The following is a 15,137-nucleotide window of genomic DNA, read 5'->3' as shown; positions in this document are numbered from 1 at the left end:
GGAGGCGGCCTGGAGCGGGCGGTTTCGCTGCGGGGAGAGACGTCTAACGCGCCCAGCGCTGGATGAAGCGCACCGACTGCTCCACCTTCTCCTTCTCGGAGAGGGCCTGGAGCTGGAGGATGCGGTCCGGCGAGGTGCGCTTCTTCGCCTCGTTGAGCAGGTAGGTCTTCACCTTGATGAACTCGTCGTCGATGCGCTTCTTGCCCACGCGATCGGCGCCCGCCTCGCGCGCCTGCTGGAGGCCGTCCGAGTCGAGGATGACCACGTCCACGCGCTCGGAGTAGACCAGCCATCCCCAGCCGTGCAGGGCGACCTTGGCGTCAGGCACCTTCGTCTCCAGCACCTTGCGGTAGTAGGGCGAGAGGCTGGGGTCCGGGTTGGAGAAGTTCTTGATCTTCGGATCCATGAGCGCCTTGCCGAACCCGGGCTCCTCGCCGAGCCACCGGCCCACGTCGTCCTGATTGACGAGGGTGAGTCCTCCGGCCTTGGCGGCCTCCTGCATCCAGGGCACGACGCCCAGCGGGGCATTGTCGAACACGGCGACGAAGCTCTTCATGGCATGGCTCCAGGAAGCGGACGGAGGGGGAACGGCGCGTCCCGGAACTGTCCTCCAGCGGGTGCTCCAGCACAAGTCAGGCCTTGCCGGGCACGGCGCGCGCTCTTTCAGGCGGGTCCGGCATTCCAAGCAGGGGATTGGCAATCCAGTCGGCAATACCGTCCAAGAAGGTCCAGACATCCTGCGGCCCGGGCTGGACGTATCCGGGTTGATCCGGCTCATCACCCAAGCGCTCGAAGACCTTCATCAGCCACTTCGGCTTGTCGGACCTACCGACTCCCTGCGTCAGCGAGGGGAGCCAGCTCTCCAACTCTCCTTCAGGCACGACGAAAATGCCTCGTTCCGCCAAGGGCCTGAGCAGGATTGATTGAAACTCCGCTCGTTCTCGCTCCGGCAGCAGGTGGATACCCTTCAGCTTCATCTGGGCCTTGGCCGCATCCGCGTCCCCTTCGCTGAGTTCCTTGCAGCGGCGGAAAAACCTGTCTCGGGTCTGGAGCAGGGACTCCCGGATGGCGCGTTCCGTCCCCGTGGCCATCAGCAACCTGCTGAGGTCTTCTCCGGGAGAGAGCACATCCAGATCCAGGACGGCCGCTGCGGGAATGCCCATCTCCCGGAGCGGCGAGATGAGCCGCTCGATCGTCTGTTTGTTCTGGGCGTTGAGGAACGCCACACCTTGCGCGCCGCGGCCGCTGGCCAGCAGGCGCTCATTGATCTCCTGATAGAAGGCCCGGTCCGAGTCGGACTCGCACACGACCGCGCCCGAGTGGAACAGGGCACCGAGCACTCCGGTCGATCGCATCAGCGGCTGACGCATGATGTGCCTCAGCCGCTCGGGCTTCAGCTCGCGCGCGGTCGCCTGGGTGTCCTTGTAGGTCAGACGGACAATGCTGACCTCTGTCCCGGCCTGGATGCAGCCCATGAGAAAGTCCGGGTTGTGCGTGGCGGCGAACACCTGGGCATGGTGTTCCCGGGCCAGCTTGTGCAGCTCCGCGCCCAAAGTCCTCGCGAGCGGTGGATGCAGGAAGGCCTCGGGCTCGTCGATGAGGATGACCTTGTGGTCCCCGCTCAGCACCGCCGACAAGAGCCCGACGAAGGATTTCACTCCGTCACTGAAAGCCCCAATGGGTTGAGCCTTGTCGAAGTACTGGAGCGCGTCTGGCTGGGTCGAGCGCTCCCTTTCCAGAGGATGCTCCTTCGACATCTTGAGCTGGGTGGCCCCTGGGTGGGTCGTGTCGATGACCGGGAAATGGTCAAGCGCATTATGGACGATGCGCCGGAGCGTCTCGAGCCGATGACGATCCTTAAGCAGATTCGCGAGCAGATTGCCATCCTGCCCCCGCCAGTCGGCTGCACCCCTGTCCTTCACCAGCGTGAGACGGGTCGTTCCGTCCAACACGATGGTGTGAGGAGCCAGCAGTCCGACATATCCCGTCACATTGACAATTCTCTTCGCTATCAACCTGCGGGCGATCTTGCGAAGCCGCCTGGGCTGAACGTGCTGTTTCAATTCCTCGAAGAATGTATTCAGTTCCTGCTCGTCCTCTGGCGGTGGAGCCTTTTTCTTGCGGTCTGCCTTTGGCAGGTTGAGTTTCCCCTTCTCAACCAGATCTTTGAATTGAAGGCCCATGCCAAGCGCTCCCATGAGGGAGCCCCACTGATTCAAGACCTCCCGTCCGCCCTTGCTCGTCAGTGTGAGATCCGCAAGGTCCTTGGCCACGGCCTTGATGAACGTAGCCCGCAAGCTCTTGTCCTGGGGAAGCCCGAGCTTGAGGCTTCGCAAGATGAGCCGCTCAGAAGAGGCTGTACCAATGCCTGAGCTCAACGACCTCCGACGGTGATCATCGCGGTCGGGCAGACGAGCACCCACCGCCTCCGCAATCTCTACCAGGACACGGCTCTTGCCCGCGTTGTTGGGTCCCACGAACACGGTGACGACTCCGGGGCTACACCGAAGCCGGGGATGCTCCGGACCTGCTCCGAACTTGAAATAAATGTTCTTCAGCAAGGGACCTCCTCGTCTGTTTCGCGTCAGACTGCCCAAGCACGACCCGCTTGGCCAGCCAGCACGGGAGTTCGATTCTCGACCCCCATGGAAAAGGGCGCGGCAACCTAAGTAAGTGGCCAAAAGTTCCGACCGAGCCCGGCAGGGGCACCGCCCTGCCCGAACTCCACCGGAGGGTGTGGGCCCTTGTGTAAAGGAACTTCTGGTCACCTACTCAAGCCCAGCCGCGCAGCCGGTAGACGAGGCGCCCGACGAGCTCGCGCAGCGCGTCCGTGCCCGCCGACAGGTTGGAGGCCCGCGGCTGCCACCACGCCCCGCGCAGGTGCCAGTCGTGCGCGCGCACGTCCACCACCAGCGTGTCCGGCTTCAGCCCTACCGCCTCGAACGTCCCTAGTGCCCGCGGCATGTGTGCCGCGCTCGTCACCAGCACCAGCGTCCGCCAGCCCTTCTCCCGGATGAGCCGCTCCGACTCCACCGCGTTCTCCCGCGTGTTGCGGCTGCGGCCTTCCAGGACGATCCGCTCCGGCTCGATGCCCCACAGCCGCAGCTGCCGCGCCAGGATGTCCGCCTCCACCAGCGCCCCCGGCCGGGTGTCCAGCGTGCCCGCCGACAGCAGCACCTGGCGCGCCCTCCCCTGCAGCAGCAGCTCGTACCCGCGGAGGATCCGCTCCACCGGGAGGGTGTACTCGGGCAGGCCCGAGCGCTCGGTGGCGTCCGCATCCACCGCTCCGCCCAGCACGATGACGGCGTCGTAGACCGCGTCCGGCCGGTACGTGGACACCGCCCCCGCCTCCACCCACCGCTGCAGGCCATTGGCCACCGGCTCGAGGGAGAAGAGGTACACCACCAGCAGCCCCAGCCCCTGCAGCCCCGCGGCCAGCCGCGCCCGCCTGCGGCGCAGCAGCAGGCCCACCACGCCCAGCAGCAGGCCCCAGGAGAGCGGCGCGAGCAGCAGGTCCAACACCTTCGACAGGAAGACGAACACGCCGCGCTACCGCTCGCCCCAGTGGAGCTTCTGCCGGAGGATGGTGAAGTAGCCCACGCGGGTGTTGCGCACCAGGTTCACCCGGTTGGGCGAGCGCACCACCTCGATGCTGTCGCCGCACTGCAGGCTATGGCCCGTCTGGCCGTCCAGCGTGAGGAAGGTGTCCGCCGTCTCGGTGGCCAGGGTGACGCGGATGGTGCGATCCGCCGGGACGACGATGGGGCGGTGCGTGAGCGCGTGCGAGCAGATGGGCGTGAGCACCGTGCAGTCCACCGAGGGGTGGACGATGGGCCCGCCCGCGGACAGCGAGTACGCGGTGGAGCCGGTGGGCGTGGCCAGGATGACACCGTCCGCCTTGTAGGTGGCCATGGGCACGCCCTCGATGGACACCTCGTGGTCCGCGATGCGCGCCAGCGCGCCCTTGTTGATGACCACGTCGTTGAGGACCTCGTCCTGCACCAGCACCTTGCCGTCGCGCACCAGCCGGGAGCAGAGCTTCATCCGGGAGTCCGTCTTGAAGCGGCCGGCGAGCACCTCGTCCAGCGCGAGGAACAGCTCCTCGATGGGGATCTCCGTCATGAAGCCCAGGCTGCCCAGGTTGACCCCGAGGATGGGCGTGGGGCGTCCATCCAGCAGCCGGGCCGCGTGGATGAGGGTGCCATCTCCCCCCAGCACCACCACCAGATCCGCCCGGGAGGCCAGCTCGCGGTCATCCACCCGGGGCCAGCCGAGCGTATGGGCCAGGAGCCGGTCTCCCAGCACCTCATGCGAGGGGTAGCGCTCCCGGATGCGAGCGGCCAGCTCCGCCGCCTCGGGCTTGTCCTTCTTCGCGACGAGCAACAGGGTGTGCACGATGGGCCCAGGTTCTAGTCCAGGCGGCCAGGGGGGCGCTGGACGAAATGGCCGCTTCGATGACCCTGTGACACGTGGGACCCGGACGCCAGGATTGCCCCATGGACCTTTTCGAGCATGCCAGCCAGAAGGACCAGGCCGCCCTGGCCCCCCTGGCCGAGCGGATGCGCCCCACGCGCCTGGAGGAGTTCGTCGGGCAGGAGCACCTGACGGGCGAGGGCCGCTTCCTGCGCCGGGCCATCCAGCAGGACCAGGTGCCCTCGCTCATCCTCTGGGGCCCTCCGGGGACGGGCAAGACGACGCTCGCCTACGTCATCGCCCACTCCACCGGCTCCGCCTTCGAGTCGCTCTCCGCCGTGCTCTCCGGGGTGAAGGACATCCGCGAGACGGTGGCCCGCGCCCAGGAGCGCTGGAGGATGCACCGCCAGCGCACCCTGCTGTTCCTGGATGAGATCCACCGCTTCAACAAGGCGCAACAGGACGCGCTGCTGCCCCACGTGGAGAAGGGCACCATCACCCTGATCGGGGCCACCACGGAGAACCCCTCCTTCGAGGTAAACGCCGCACTCCTGTCCCGCACGCGCGTCGTCACCCTGCGCGGGCTGGAGGAGGAGGAACTGGTGGCGCTGCTGCGCCGGGCGGTGGTGGACCCCAAGGGGCTGGGCGGCCGGGTGGAGGTGGACGACGAGGCCCTCTCCTTCATCATCCAGGCCTCGGGAGGCGACGCGCGCCGGGCGCTCACCGCGCTGGAGGCGGCGGCCGCGCACGGGGGCTCCCGGGTGGACAAGGCCATCGCCGAGGAGGCGATGCAGCACAAGGCGCTGCTCTACGACAAGGGCGGCGAGGAGCACTACAACGTCGTCAGCGCCTTCATCAAATCCATGCGCGGCTCGGACGTGGACGCCGCGCTCTACTGGATGACGCGCATGCTGGAGGCGGGCGAGGATCCCGTCTTCATCTTCCGGCGCATGGTGATCTTCGCCTCGGAGGACATCGGCAACGCGGACCCGCGGGCGCTGGGCGTGGCGGTGGACGCGCTGCGGGCCTTCGAGCTGGTGGGCCTGCCCGAGGGCACCCTGCCCCTCACCCAGGCGGTGACGTACCTGGCGCTGGCGCCCAAGTCGAACGCCGTGCTCACCGCGTACGCCGCGGCGCGCACCGCCGTCACCGAGGGGGGGCCGCTGCCCGTGCCCATGCACCTGCGCAACGCGCCCACGAAGCTGATGAAGTCGCTGGGGTACGGCGCCGGGTACAAGTACCCGCACAACTTCGAGGGCCACTACGTCCCCGAGGACTACCTCCCGGACGCCTTGCGCGGCCGGCGCTTCTACCAGCCCTCGCGCAACGGCTTCGAGCAGGAGCTGTCCGAGCGCTACGAGGACATCCAACGCCAGCTCGCGGAACACCCCCGCGAGCCGGGCGAGGAGGGCTGAACCCGCTCCAGAGGGGGAGGCTCCGGCCGCGCTCGGGAGCAACTGGTCCAACAGTCGGACCAGTCGGAGCACCACGCGCCCGGAAGGTGCCCCTCGCCGTCCCGCGGGAGGACTCCTGAAAGAACCGGCTCCAGCTGGCTTAGGCTCTCCCGCATGAGGCGCTCCCTTCCAATGATTGTCGCGGGCTTGCTGCTGCTGCCCACGCAGGCGGTGCTGGCGCAGCAGAAGCAGTGCATCGAGGCCGAGGCGCGCGTGAAGGGGGACAGCCTGGAGGCGTGCGCGACGGGTGCCACGCGGCTGCTCGACGAGAGACTCCTGGGTACGTGCGTCCAGGCGCCAGAGTGGAAGGCGCTCGTGGCAGGCCGCCTCGCCGAGTGCACCCGGCGGGTGATGAACGAGCGGCTGGATGTGCGGCTGTTGGCGCTCAAGAAGGCGGACCGCAAGCAGTTCTCCGCCGAGATGAAGCTGCAGAAGCTCTACAACCAGTCCATCCAGGAGCAGTGCGCGCTCTACGAGGCGTGCGGAGGTCCCAGCGGTGCCCGGCTCGCGAGCGAGTGCCGCGACCGCTTCCAGCGCTACCGGGCCGGGCAGGCCGTGCCCATCAACGAGGACGAGCTGACGCTGGGGGACGAGCTCCCCCAGACCGATGCGCCGCCGCTGCGCCAGCAGTTCGCCGAGGCGCTCTGCGCGCTCCCGAAGAAGGTGTGGGCGAAGGGCAAGGTCCCCGACAACTGCGTCCCGCGCGCCCTGGCCGAGCTTGAGCAGGCGGTGGGGCCCTTCCAGCCGGAGCCCTGCCCCCGCTTCGAGTGCGCTGCGGGCAGGCGCATCCGGCTCGACCTGAAGCCCTGGGAGGAACAGCCGGACGCGCCTCCTCCCGATGAGCCCTCACCGGAGGCCGCCGAGAGCACGCGGGTGCGGCGGCTCCTCCAGAAGCTCGGAGAAGAACCCGGCGACAAGGCCTGCCTGGCGGACATGGTGCCCTCGGTCTCCCTGGGCGAGGCGGCGCTCGTCCGCCCGGACACGACGGACCGGCTGATCCGCGTGGACTTCTCCTGTGACGGCTTCCCCACCAGCCTGCTGGTCGCCCTGCACCCGCTCGGCGAGGGGGAGTGGTGCAAGCTGGGCTCCCTGGGAGCGGAGGGCCGGGGATTCGGCGGGTGCGCGGCGAGCAACCCCCTGGCCTATGAGAGCGTCCACCTCACCGATGGCGACCGGGAGACGCTCCAGGTGACCTCCCGGCAGAGCCACTCGGCGCTCCGGGAGGACGGCAACCGGGAGTGCTGGGAGTCCGCCCACACGGCTTTCTACGACGTGCGCGGTTCGGAGCTCGTCCCGGTCTTCGGCTCGAATGGCGAGGCCCGCATCATCCCCGAGGGCCCCTACCCGCGGGCCCTCATCGCGCCCGGCGAGGACCTGAAGGACACCGTCTACCGCTTCAGGGACGGGGAGTACGTCCCCGCTCCCCGGACCTCGCCCTGACCGTCAGGAGGCGGCCTCGAGCGCGTCGTCGTCGTCGCCGTCCTTGCCGCGCTTCATGGAGCGCCCGGCCACCTCGTACTGCTTGAGCAGGCGGCGGAAGTTGGAGCGGTCCACGCCCGCGGCGCGTGCGGCGCTGGAGACGTTGTGGTTGTGCTTCTCGAGCAGCGCGGTGAGGTAGCGCCGCTCGAAGGCGCGCATGGCCAGCCGCTTCGCCTGGGCGTACGGCAGGTGCGCGAGGCTGAACACCTCCACCTGGGCTCCGGCCTGCGGCGCGTCCTGGAAGCCCGGCGGCAGGTCATCGACGTCCAGCACCTCCTTGGAGGTGAGCACCACCGCGCGCTCGATGACGTTCTCCAGCTCGCGCACGTTGCCCGTCCACCGGTTGCAGGTGAGCGCCTCCATCGCGCGCGGCGTGAAGCCCGTCACCCGCTTGCCCACCTTCGCCGCGTACAGCTTGAGGAAGTGGTGCGCCAGCAGCGGCACGTCCTCGGGCCTGTCGCGCAGCGGCGGCAGATCGATGGTGATGACGTTGAGCCGGTAGAAGAGGTCCTCGCGGAACTTGCCCTGCTCCTTGGCCCGGTTCAGGTCCACGTGCGTGGCGGCGATGACGCGCACGTCCACCTTCACCGGCTCGTTGGCGCCCACGCGCTTGACCTCGCCCTCCTGCAGCACGCGCAACAGGCGCACCTGGGTGGCGGGAGGCACGTCGCCAATCTCGTCCAGGAAGATGGTGCCGCCGTCGGCCGCCTCGAACAGGCCCTTCTTGTTGGAGGTGGCTCCGGTGAAGCTGCCCTTCACGTGGCCGAAGAGCTCGCTCTCCAGCAGCGTGTCCGACAGGGCCGAGCAGTTGACCGCCACGAAGGGCTTGTCCTTGCGCGCGCTGCGGTAGTGGATGGCGCGCGCCACCAGCTCCTTGCCCGTGCCGCTCTCGCCCTGCACGAGCACCGTGGCCGTCGAGTGGCTCACCGTCTCCACCAGCTTGAAGACGCTGCGCATCTGCGACGACTGGCCGATCAGCTCCTCGAACTGGTTGCGCGCGGTGAGCGCCTCCTCCAGCGCCCGCGCCCGGTCTCGCAGCGCCTTGCGCTCGGCGGCCTTGGCCACCGTCATGCTCACTTCGTCGATGTTCTCGAAGGGCTTGGTGAGGTAGTCGTACGCGCCGGCCTTCACCGCCTCCACCGCCGTCTCCACGGTGGCGAAGGCGGTCATCATGATGACCTCCACCTCCGGCCGCGCCGCCTTGATTCCGCGCAGCAGATCCATCCCGGACAGGTTGGGCATCTTGATGTCCAGGACGGCCACGTCGATGGACGGGTCCTTCGCCGCCGTCAGGCCTTCCACGGCGTCGTCGATGGAGACGACCTGGTAGTCCTCCCGCTTGAGGATGGACGTGACCGCCTTGAGGACGATCGGATCGTCATCCACGACCAGGATCTTGGCGCGCTTGGCGCCGGTAGGGGCTGGCTGTGGAGTCACGGCAACCTCTCGAGCTGCAAGGGAATGGGGATGTAGACGGTGAAGCGCGAACCCTCACCCACCTGGGTGTCCACCTTGATGACACCCCCGTGGTCCTCGACGATCCGGTAGGCGATCGACAGCCCGAGGCCCGTGCCCTGGCCGGGTGGCTTGGTGGTGAACGACGGCTCGAAGATGTGCCCCAGGTAGCGCTCATCGATGCCGGTGCCCGTGTCGGCGACCCGGAAGTAGCACCGGTCGCCGTCCTTCCCCGTCTCCAGGCACAGCACCCCACCCTCGGCGGGCAGCGCGTGCAGCCCGTTCTGCAGCAGGTTGAGCATCACCTGCGACAGCTGGCTCGGGTCTCCGAACAGCTCCGGCAGCTCCGGCGCCAGGCGCAGCTCCAGCTTCACCTTGGAGTAGCTCTTGAGCTGGGCCCCGAAGAGCACCGCCGAGTCCTCCGCGCACTTGTTGAGCTGGAAGGCCCGGCGATCCTCCGTCCGGCTGTGGCGGCTGAACTTCAGGAGGCTCTCGACGATGCGCTTGCAGCGCAGCGCGCTCTCCTCGATGAGCTCCAACGACTCCAGATCGGAGGCGTTGCGGCCCTCGTCGCGCTTCATCAACTGCGCGAAGGCGAGGATGCCGCCCAGCGGGTTGTTGATCTCATGCGCCACGCCGCCGGCGAGCTGGCCCACCGCCGCCATCTTCTCGGTGTCGATGAGCCGGCGCGTCATCTCGCGCTCGTCGCTGATGTCCCGGTAGGAGCACACCGCGCGCCCCTCGGTCGTCAGCGGGTAGGCCGCCATGGCGTAGGTGCGCCCGCGCTGGCTGATCTCCGCGCGCGCGCCCTTGCCGCTCTGCACCGCCTCGGGCAGCGGACAGCCCGCGCAGGGCGTGTCCCGGTCGAACAGCAGCTTGTGGCACAGCTGCTCGGCGCCCTCCTCGGACAGCGGCTCCTTGAGCCGGTCCCCGGCCAGGTCCGTGTACGCCCGGTTGGCGCGGCGCACCCCGTAGTCCCGGCGCACCACGGCCAGCGGCGTCTCGATGGAGTCGAACGACAGCTCCCACTCCCGCTTGGCCTGGCTCAGCAGGTGCGTGCGCAACGCCACCCGCGTCTCCAGCTCCGCGTTGAGCCGCCGCAGCTCCTCGTTCTGCTGCTGCGTCACCCGCAACAGCCGCTCGTTCTCCGCCTGGAGCGCGTACTGCTCGAAAGCGCTCTTGACCGTCAGCACCAGATGGCTGTCGTTCCAAGGCTTGGAGATGAAACGGAAGATTTCCGACCGGTTGATCGCCTCCTCAATGGCCTGCTGGTCCGCCTGCCCGGTGAGCATGATGCGCTGTGCCCTCGGCACCTGCGCCTTCACCCGGCTGAGGAACTCCACGCCGTTCATCCCCGGCATCCTGAAGTCGGAGATGACCACCTCGGGCGTGAAGCGTTCGAGGGCCCGCAGGCCCTCCTCCGCATCAGAGGCCGTCTCAATCTGCCAATCGCCGCGACGGAGCACCCGCCGGATGGACTTCAGGATGTATTCCTCGTCGTCCACCAGCAGCAGCCGACCGCGTGGCACCGCTCCCTGTGTCTGCGCCAGTTCCAGTGGCAACCTCGTCCTGGGTCCGAGACCCGAGCATTTGCAATGACGCTGCCAACGTCCGCCACCTCGCAAAGCCCCCTGATACCGGGTGCTTCCGCACCCGGGGCTCGCGACCACCCTGGGTCCCTCCATACCCCGACCTATGAATCGGGTCAATGTTGACCCACTCCGAGTATGGGGAGCGGGCTAACGAGGGGTGGGTCTATCGAAGGGTGAGGAGGCGACGTAGAGGCAGATGCGATTCCGGCCCTCGTCCTTGGCGCGGTAGAGGGCCTGGTCGGCGGAGCGTACCAGCAGCTCCGCGCTGTTGACGGCGTGGTGGGGGAAGGTGGAGACGCCCAGCGAGGCGGTGACGCGCAAGGTGCGCTGGGGGCCGGTGTGCAGCTGGCCCAGCTCGCGCCAGACGCGCTCGGCCACGGTGAGGGCGCCGGCCAGCGGGGTGCGCGGCAGGAGGATGGCGAACTCCTCGCCTCCATAGCGGGCGAGCAGGTCCGTCTCGCGCACGCTGCGCTGGAGCGAGGCCGCCACGTCGCACAGGACGATGTCGCCCACCTGGTGGCCGTGGGTGTCGTTGAAGGCCTTGAAGTGGTCCAGGTCGATGAGGATGAGCGACAGGGTGTCGTCGTAGCGCTGGGCGCGCCGGAACTCCTCGCGCAGCCGCTCCTGGAAGTAGCGGTGGTTGTGGACGCCGGTGAGCCCGTCGGTGACGGACAGCCGCTCCAGCGAGGCCACGCGGGTGAGGAGCGCGGTGAGGCGCTCGCGCTCCTGGAGGCAGCGCGCCATGCGGGCCACCAGCTCCTCGGGGTCCACGGGGGTGCACACCACCTCGGCGCCCAGCCGCAGCACGGCCACCACCGCGGCGCGCTCCTCGGTGGGCACCAGGGCGATGATGGCGGGGCCCTGCCCCTCGTCGTCCCGGCCTATCAGGTGCTGCAACAGCGCGCGCGAGGGCCCCCCGGCGGGACCCAGGACGAGAAGCACCAGCGCGGCATCGGCGAGGAGGCGCTGGGCCTCCGGGCCGGCCGACACCAATCGGACGGAGAATCCCTCCTGCTCCAGGGTGCTCGCCAGCTCGGCCTGCCGCTCGGGCAGCTCGTCCACCAACAGAATGAGGCGACTGTCTCCCACATCTATCCCCGAAACCAACCCAAGCTTCCACGCTACCACGCCCGCGCGAGGGCTCGCGACCGTTGGATTGCGCTTGCCCTTCAATGTTTGATAGCCAGCCGCCCCAGTTCCGCCATGCCTGTCACAGGGGCACATCGCCGAGGTCACATCGTGGGTAAATCTCCCAGCATCAGCCTCTTCTTTCCCGCCTGGAACGAGGAGGACTATGTCGAGCGCTCGGTGGCGCGCGCCATGGAGGTGCTCCCCCGGCTGACGGACGACTTCGAGATCATCGTCGTCAACGACGCCTCCACGGACCGCACGCAGGAGATTTGCGAGCAGATGGCCGCGCGCATCCCCCAGCTCCGGGTCATCACGCACCCGGTCAACCTGAAGCTGGGTGGGGCCATGCGCACCGGCCTGTCCGCGTCCACCAAGGACATCGTGGTGTACTCGGACATCGACCTGCCCTTCGACCTGAAGGAGCTGGAGCGGGCGCTGCACCTGATGAAGTACCTGGAGGCGGACATGATCTGCGCCTTCCGGTTCGACCGCACCAGCGAGGGGCCCAAGCGCATCGTGTACTCCTTCGCCTACAACCTGCTCATCCGCACGCTGTTCGGTGTCCACGTGAAGGACATCAACTTCAGCTTCAAGGTGATGCACCGGCGGGTGCTGGAGGCGGTGGAGCTCAACAGCCAGGGCTCCTTCATCGACGCGGAGCTGGTGGTGAAGGCCATCCACCAGGGCTTCAAGGTGTTCCAGATGGGCGTGGACTACTTCCCGCGCACGCGCGGCATCTCCACGCTGTCCTCGCCGGCCGTCATCGCGAAGATGGTGCGGGAGCTGGTGAAGCTCTACCCGGAGACGCGCACGCCGCAGGTGGCCAAGCGCCCGGTGCGGCTGCCGCCGTCGGTGGCCCCGCTGCATGGCTCGGCGCGCGAGCGCGACAAGGCGCGCGGCCACGGGTAGCACGGTGGGAGCCACACGCCTCGTCGTCAACGCGGATGACCTGGGGCTGCACCCGGCCCTGGACGCGGGCATCTTCCGGGCGCACCGCGAGGGCATCGTCACCAGCGCCACGGTGCTGGTGAGGGGCCCGAGCGCCGAGCAGGCGGTGCCGCAGGCGCGGGCGCGAGGGCTGGCCCTGGGCGTCCACCTGGCCTTCTGCACCCGGCTGCCCCCGGCGGCGCCCGCCTCGCACGTGCCCACGGTGGCCCCGGGAGGGCGGCTGCGCGCGAGCTGGGCAGACTTCGCGCGGGCGTGGCTCACCGGGCAGGTGCGCCGCGAGGAGCTGGAGCTGGAGCTGGCCGCGCAGGTGCGGCGCGCGCGGGAGCTGGGTGCGGAGGTGGACCACCTGGACGGACACCAGCACCTTCACCTGCTGCCCGGGGTGCGCCCGCTGGTGGAGGCCCTGGCGCTCCGGGAGGGGCTGCCGCTGCGCTGGCCGGACCGGCTGCCGAGGATGTCGTGGCTGCGGGCCCCCGGACCGGCGGTGAAGACGTCGCTGTTGTCGCTGCTGGCCCGGAGCGCACCGGGGCCCCTGCCGGGCGTCCGGCGGGTGAGCGCGGGCGGCATCTTCGAGGCGGGCCAGCTCACCGAGTCCGCCCTGCTCTCGCTGCTGGAGGCGCTGCCCCCGGGAGACTTCGAGCTCGGCTGCCACCCGGGCGAGGGCCTCCCCCACGTCCCGGAAGACCCCGCGTGGACGTACGGCTGGCAGTCCGAGCTGGACGCGCTCACCAGTCCGCGCGTGCGGGCCCGGCTCGAGCAGCTCGGGGTGGAGCTGACCACCTACGGCGCGCTGTCGGCCGCCGTGTCTCCCGCGGTGGCCTCGGCCACGTAGAGGATGTGGGGCGTGGAGTAACCCGTCCCCAGCTCCACCGTCTCGCGCGGGGTGAAGCCGGCCTGGCACAGCAGGGCCCGCATCGCCTCGCGGGGCTGGAGCACCAGCGCGCCCCCCGCCTTCGTGCGGCCGAGCAGCTTCACCATCACCACCTCCTGGGCGAGGCACTTGAAGTGCTTCCAGGAGCGGTCTCCCTCGGCCTCCTTCAGGAGGAGCCGCCCCCCGGGCCGCAGCAGGCGCCGGGCCTCGCGCAGGAAGCCGGGCCAGCGCTCCACGGGGAGCAGGTAGAGGACATCACTCACCACCACCGCGTCGAACTGGCCCGGCATCCGCTCGGCGAGTGACTCCACGGTGCCCACCTCGGCCTTCACGTTGGGCAGGCGGCCGGGGCCACTCCGGGCCCACTCGATTTTACGTGGGTCAGGATCGACCCCGTGCACGGTGCGCCGGGAGTCGCCCAGGGCCAGGAGGGCGGAGAGCAGGCCGTGCCCACATCCCACATCGGCCACCCTGCCCCCGGCGGGCACGCGGGAGGCGACGGCCTCGAGCGGCGCGGAGAAGGCCCGGGCGTGCACGTGGAAGCGCTCGCCGAGCGGGAGGTGGGAGAACAGCGCCAGGGCGGGAGCGAGGGGAGCGTTCACGAGATGTAGTGGTCCAGGGCGAAGGCGGCCGACAGGAAGACGAGCGACACGGCGCCCACGGCGAGGAGGCCCTGGCGCACGCGCGGGTGCTCGCGCAGCAGCAGCGCGAGGGTGAGGAAGAGGGGGAAGGCGGAGATGAGGTAGCGCCCCATGCCCATGAAGTCCTTGGTGGACACGGTGGGGATGCCCACCAGGACGGCGCAGTACACGCCATAGCCCCACCCCAGGCGCTTGAAGGTGGGCCACACCAGCGCGAGCGCCCCCAGCGTCAACGCCGCGTGGACGCACAGGCGCACGATGGTCTCCCGGTTGGAGTCGGGGGAGAAGACGGTCTTGAACCAGGACAGCTTCAGCCAGGAGCGCCAGCCCTGCTCCTGTCCCCACGCGGCCTGGGCCTCGACGAAGGCGAAGGGCGCGCCGAACCGCTGGTCCAGGTAGAGCATGTAGAGGATGAAGCCGAGCGCGGACAGCACGGGCAGGAAGTCGAGCGCAGTCCAGCGCTCACCCCGCTCGCGCTTCCACTCGAGCCGGCGCGCCAGCAGGCCGAGCACCACCGCGGGCGCCACCGGCCGCGCCGCCGTGGCCACCACGCCGAGCAGCACCGCCGGGCCCAGGTGCCCCTTCTCCAGCAGGAGGAAGGCGCCCACCACCAGCAGGAGGAAGAGCGCGTCGGAGTACATCACCCCGTAGAGGAAGAAGGTGAAGGGGTAGAGGGCGAGCAGCAGCGAGGCCTGGAGCGCGAGGGGCTCCTCCACCCGGCAGCGCGCCCAGCGCAGGAAGAGGAGGATCGCGAGCGGTCCACACAGCAGGGTGACGAGCACCCCGGCCTGGTACACGTCCGGACCGAGCGCCTCGACGGCGCGGATGGCCAGCGGGTAGACGGGGAAGAAGGCCACGGAGCTCTGCTCGCCGGGCGTGTAGCGGTAGCCCTCCTCGGCGATGCGCATGTACCAACTGGAGTCCCAGCCCACCCAGCCCATCACCACGTACTCGTCCAGCCGCACCACCGGGTTCTGCTTGTTCTTGTGGTGGAAGCGCCAGGCACCGAGCCCCCCCGACACGGCACAGGCCAGGACGGCCGCCAGGATGACGAGAGCCAGGGTGCGGGACGCGGAGCGGGACATGCGGCGCAGGCATCATCCAGAAACGCGCTGGGGTCAAGGACGGAACCCGGACACCGGGTGCGAGGGGC

General features: G+C 69.2%; 13 protein-coding genes. 4 read left to right on the top strand and 9 right to left on the bottom strand.

All coding sequences use genetic code 11. The annotated features are described in order from the left end of the window. Positions 1-43 precede the first annotated feature (43 nt). From NR798_RS14085 to NR798_RS14070, 4 genes are all read right to left on the bottom strand, one after another. On the bottom strand, positions 44-556 hold the full coding sequence (locus tag NR798_RS14085) for a hypothetical protein (RefSeq protein WP_375771977.1): 513 nt from the start codon (positions 554-556) through the stop codon (positions 44-46). Positions 557-632: 76 nt separating this feature from the next. Further along, positions 633-2,561 (bottom strand): AAA family ATPase, encoded by a 1,929-nt coding sequence (locus NR798_RS14080; protein WP_375771976.1) that lies wholly within the window; start codon positions 2,559-2,561, stop codon positions 633-635. Positions 2,562-2,772: 211 nt separating this feature from the next. Next, positions 2,773-3,543 carry a YdcF family protein gene (locus tag NR798_RS14075; protein ID WP_375771975.1) on the bottom strand — a complete coding sequence of 257 codons (771 nt, stop codon included), beginning with the start codon at positions 3,541-3,543 and terminating at the stop codon, positions 2,773-2,775. Between the two features lie 6 nt (positions 3,544-3,549). Further along, positions 3,550-4,395 carry an NAD(+)/NADH kinase gene (locus NR798_RS14070; protein WP_375771974.1) on the bottom strand — a complete coding sequence of 282 codons (846 nt, stop codon included), beginning with the start codon at positions 4,393-4,395 and terminating at the stop codon, positions 3,550-3,552. A 101-nt stretch (positions 4,396-4,496) separates the two neighbouring features. Between NR798_RS14070 and NR798_RS14065 the strand changes: the two genes are divergently transcribed. Next, positions 4,497-5,828, top strand: a complete 1,332-nt coding sequence (locus NR798_RS14065) for a replication-associated recombination protein A (RefSeq protein ID WP_375771973.1) — start codon at positions 4,497-4,499, stop codon at positions 5,826-5,828. 171 nt (positions 5,829-5,999) lie between these two features. Then, positions 6,000-7,307 carry a hypothetical protein gene (locus NR798_RS14060; protein ID WP_375771972.1) on the top strand — a complete coding sequence of 436 codons (1,308 nt, stop codon included), beginning with the start codon at positions 6,000-6,002 and terminating at the stop codon, positions 7,305-7,307. Positions 7,308-7,310: 3 nt separating this feature from the next. Here NR798_RS14060 and NR798_RS14055 read toward each other — a convergent pair whose 3' ends face one another. The 3 genes from NR798_RS14055 to NR798_RS14045 all read right to left on the bottom strand — a co-directional run bounded on the left by NR798_RS14055 (position 7,311) and on the right by NR798_RS14045 (position 11,455). Next, positions 7,311-8,783, bottom strand: coding sequence for a sigma-54-dependent transcriptional regulator (locus NR798_RS14055; protein WP_375771971.1), 1,473 nt, complete (start codon positions 8,781-8,783; stop codon positions 7,311-7,313). After that, positions 8,780-10,330 carry an ATP-binding protein gene (locus NR798_RS14050; protein WP_375771970.1) on the bottom strand — a complete coding sequence of 517 codons (1,551 nt, stop codon included), beginning with the start codon at positions 10,328-10,330 and terminating at the stop codon, positions 8,780-8,782. The genes NR798_RS14055 and NR798_RS14050 overlap by 4 nt, the downstream gene beginning before the upstream one ends. Before the next feature lie 210 nt (positions 10,331-10,540). Continuing rightward, positions 10,541-11,455, bottom strand: coding sequence for a GGDEF domain-containing protein (locus NR798_RS14045; RefSeq protein ID WP_375773761.1), 915 nt, complete (start codon positions 11,453-11,455; stop codon positions 10,541-10,543). A 177-nt stretch (positions 11,456-11,632) separates the two neighbouring features. Here NR798_RS14045 and NR798_RS14040 point away from each other — a divergent pair, with 177 nt between their 5' ends. Together NR798_RS14040 and NR798_RS14035 are read left to right on the top strand one after the other, a co-directional pair. Beyond that, positions 11,633-12,433 carry a glycosyltransferase family 2 protein gene (locus tag NR798_RS14040; RefSeq protein WP_375771969.1) on the top strand — a complete coding sequence of 267 codons (801 nt, stop codon included), beginning with the start codon at positions 11,633-11,635 and terminating at the stop codon, positions 12,431-12,433. 4 nt (positions 12,434-12,437) lie between these two features. Then, positions 12,438-13,304 (top strand): carbohydrate deacetylase, encoded by an 867-nt coding sequence (locus NR798_RS14035; protein ID WP_375771968.1) that lies wholly within the window; start codon positions 12,438-12,440, stop codon positions 13,302-13,304. Here the strand turns inward: NR798_RS14035 and NR798_RS14030 are convergent. Next, entirely contained in the window at positions 13,253-13,945 is a 693-nt protein-coding gene (locus NR798_RS14030) for a class I SAM-dependent methyltransferase (RefSeq protein WP_375771967.1), read from the bottom strand. The two genes, NR798_RS14035 and NR798_RS14030, sit on opposite strands and share 52 nt — an antisense overlap. Then, the gene (locus tag NR798_RS14025; protein ID WP_375771966.1) at positions 13,942-15,069 is read right to left on the bottom strand and encodes a mannosyltransferase family protein; all 1,128 of its coding nucleotides are present in this window, start codon (positions 15,067-15,069) and stop codon (positions 13,942-13,944) included. Before NR798_RS14025 ends, NR798_RS14030 begins: the two co-directional genes overlap by 4 nt. Positions 15,070-15,137 lie beyond the last annotated feature (68 nt).

Origin of the sequence: Archangium gephyra (genome assembly GCF_042230915.1) — a bacterium.
Lineage (GTDB): Bacteria > Myxococcota > Myxococcia > Myxococcales > Myxococcaceae > Archangium > Archangium gephyra_B.
This window is presented reverse-complemented; position numbering and strand designations above follow the sequence as displayed.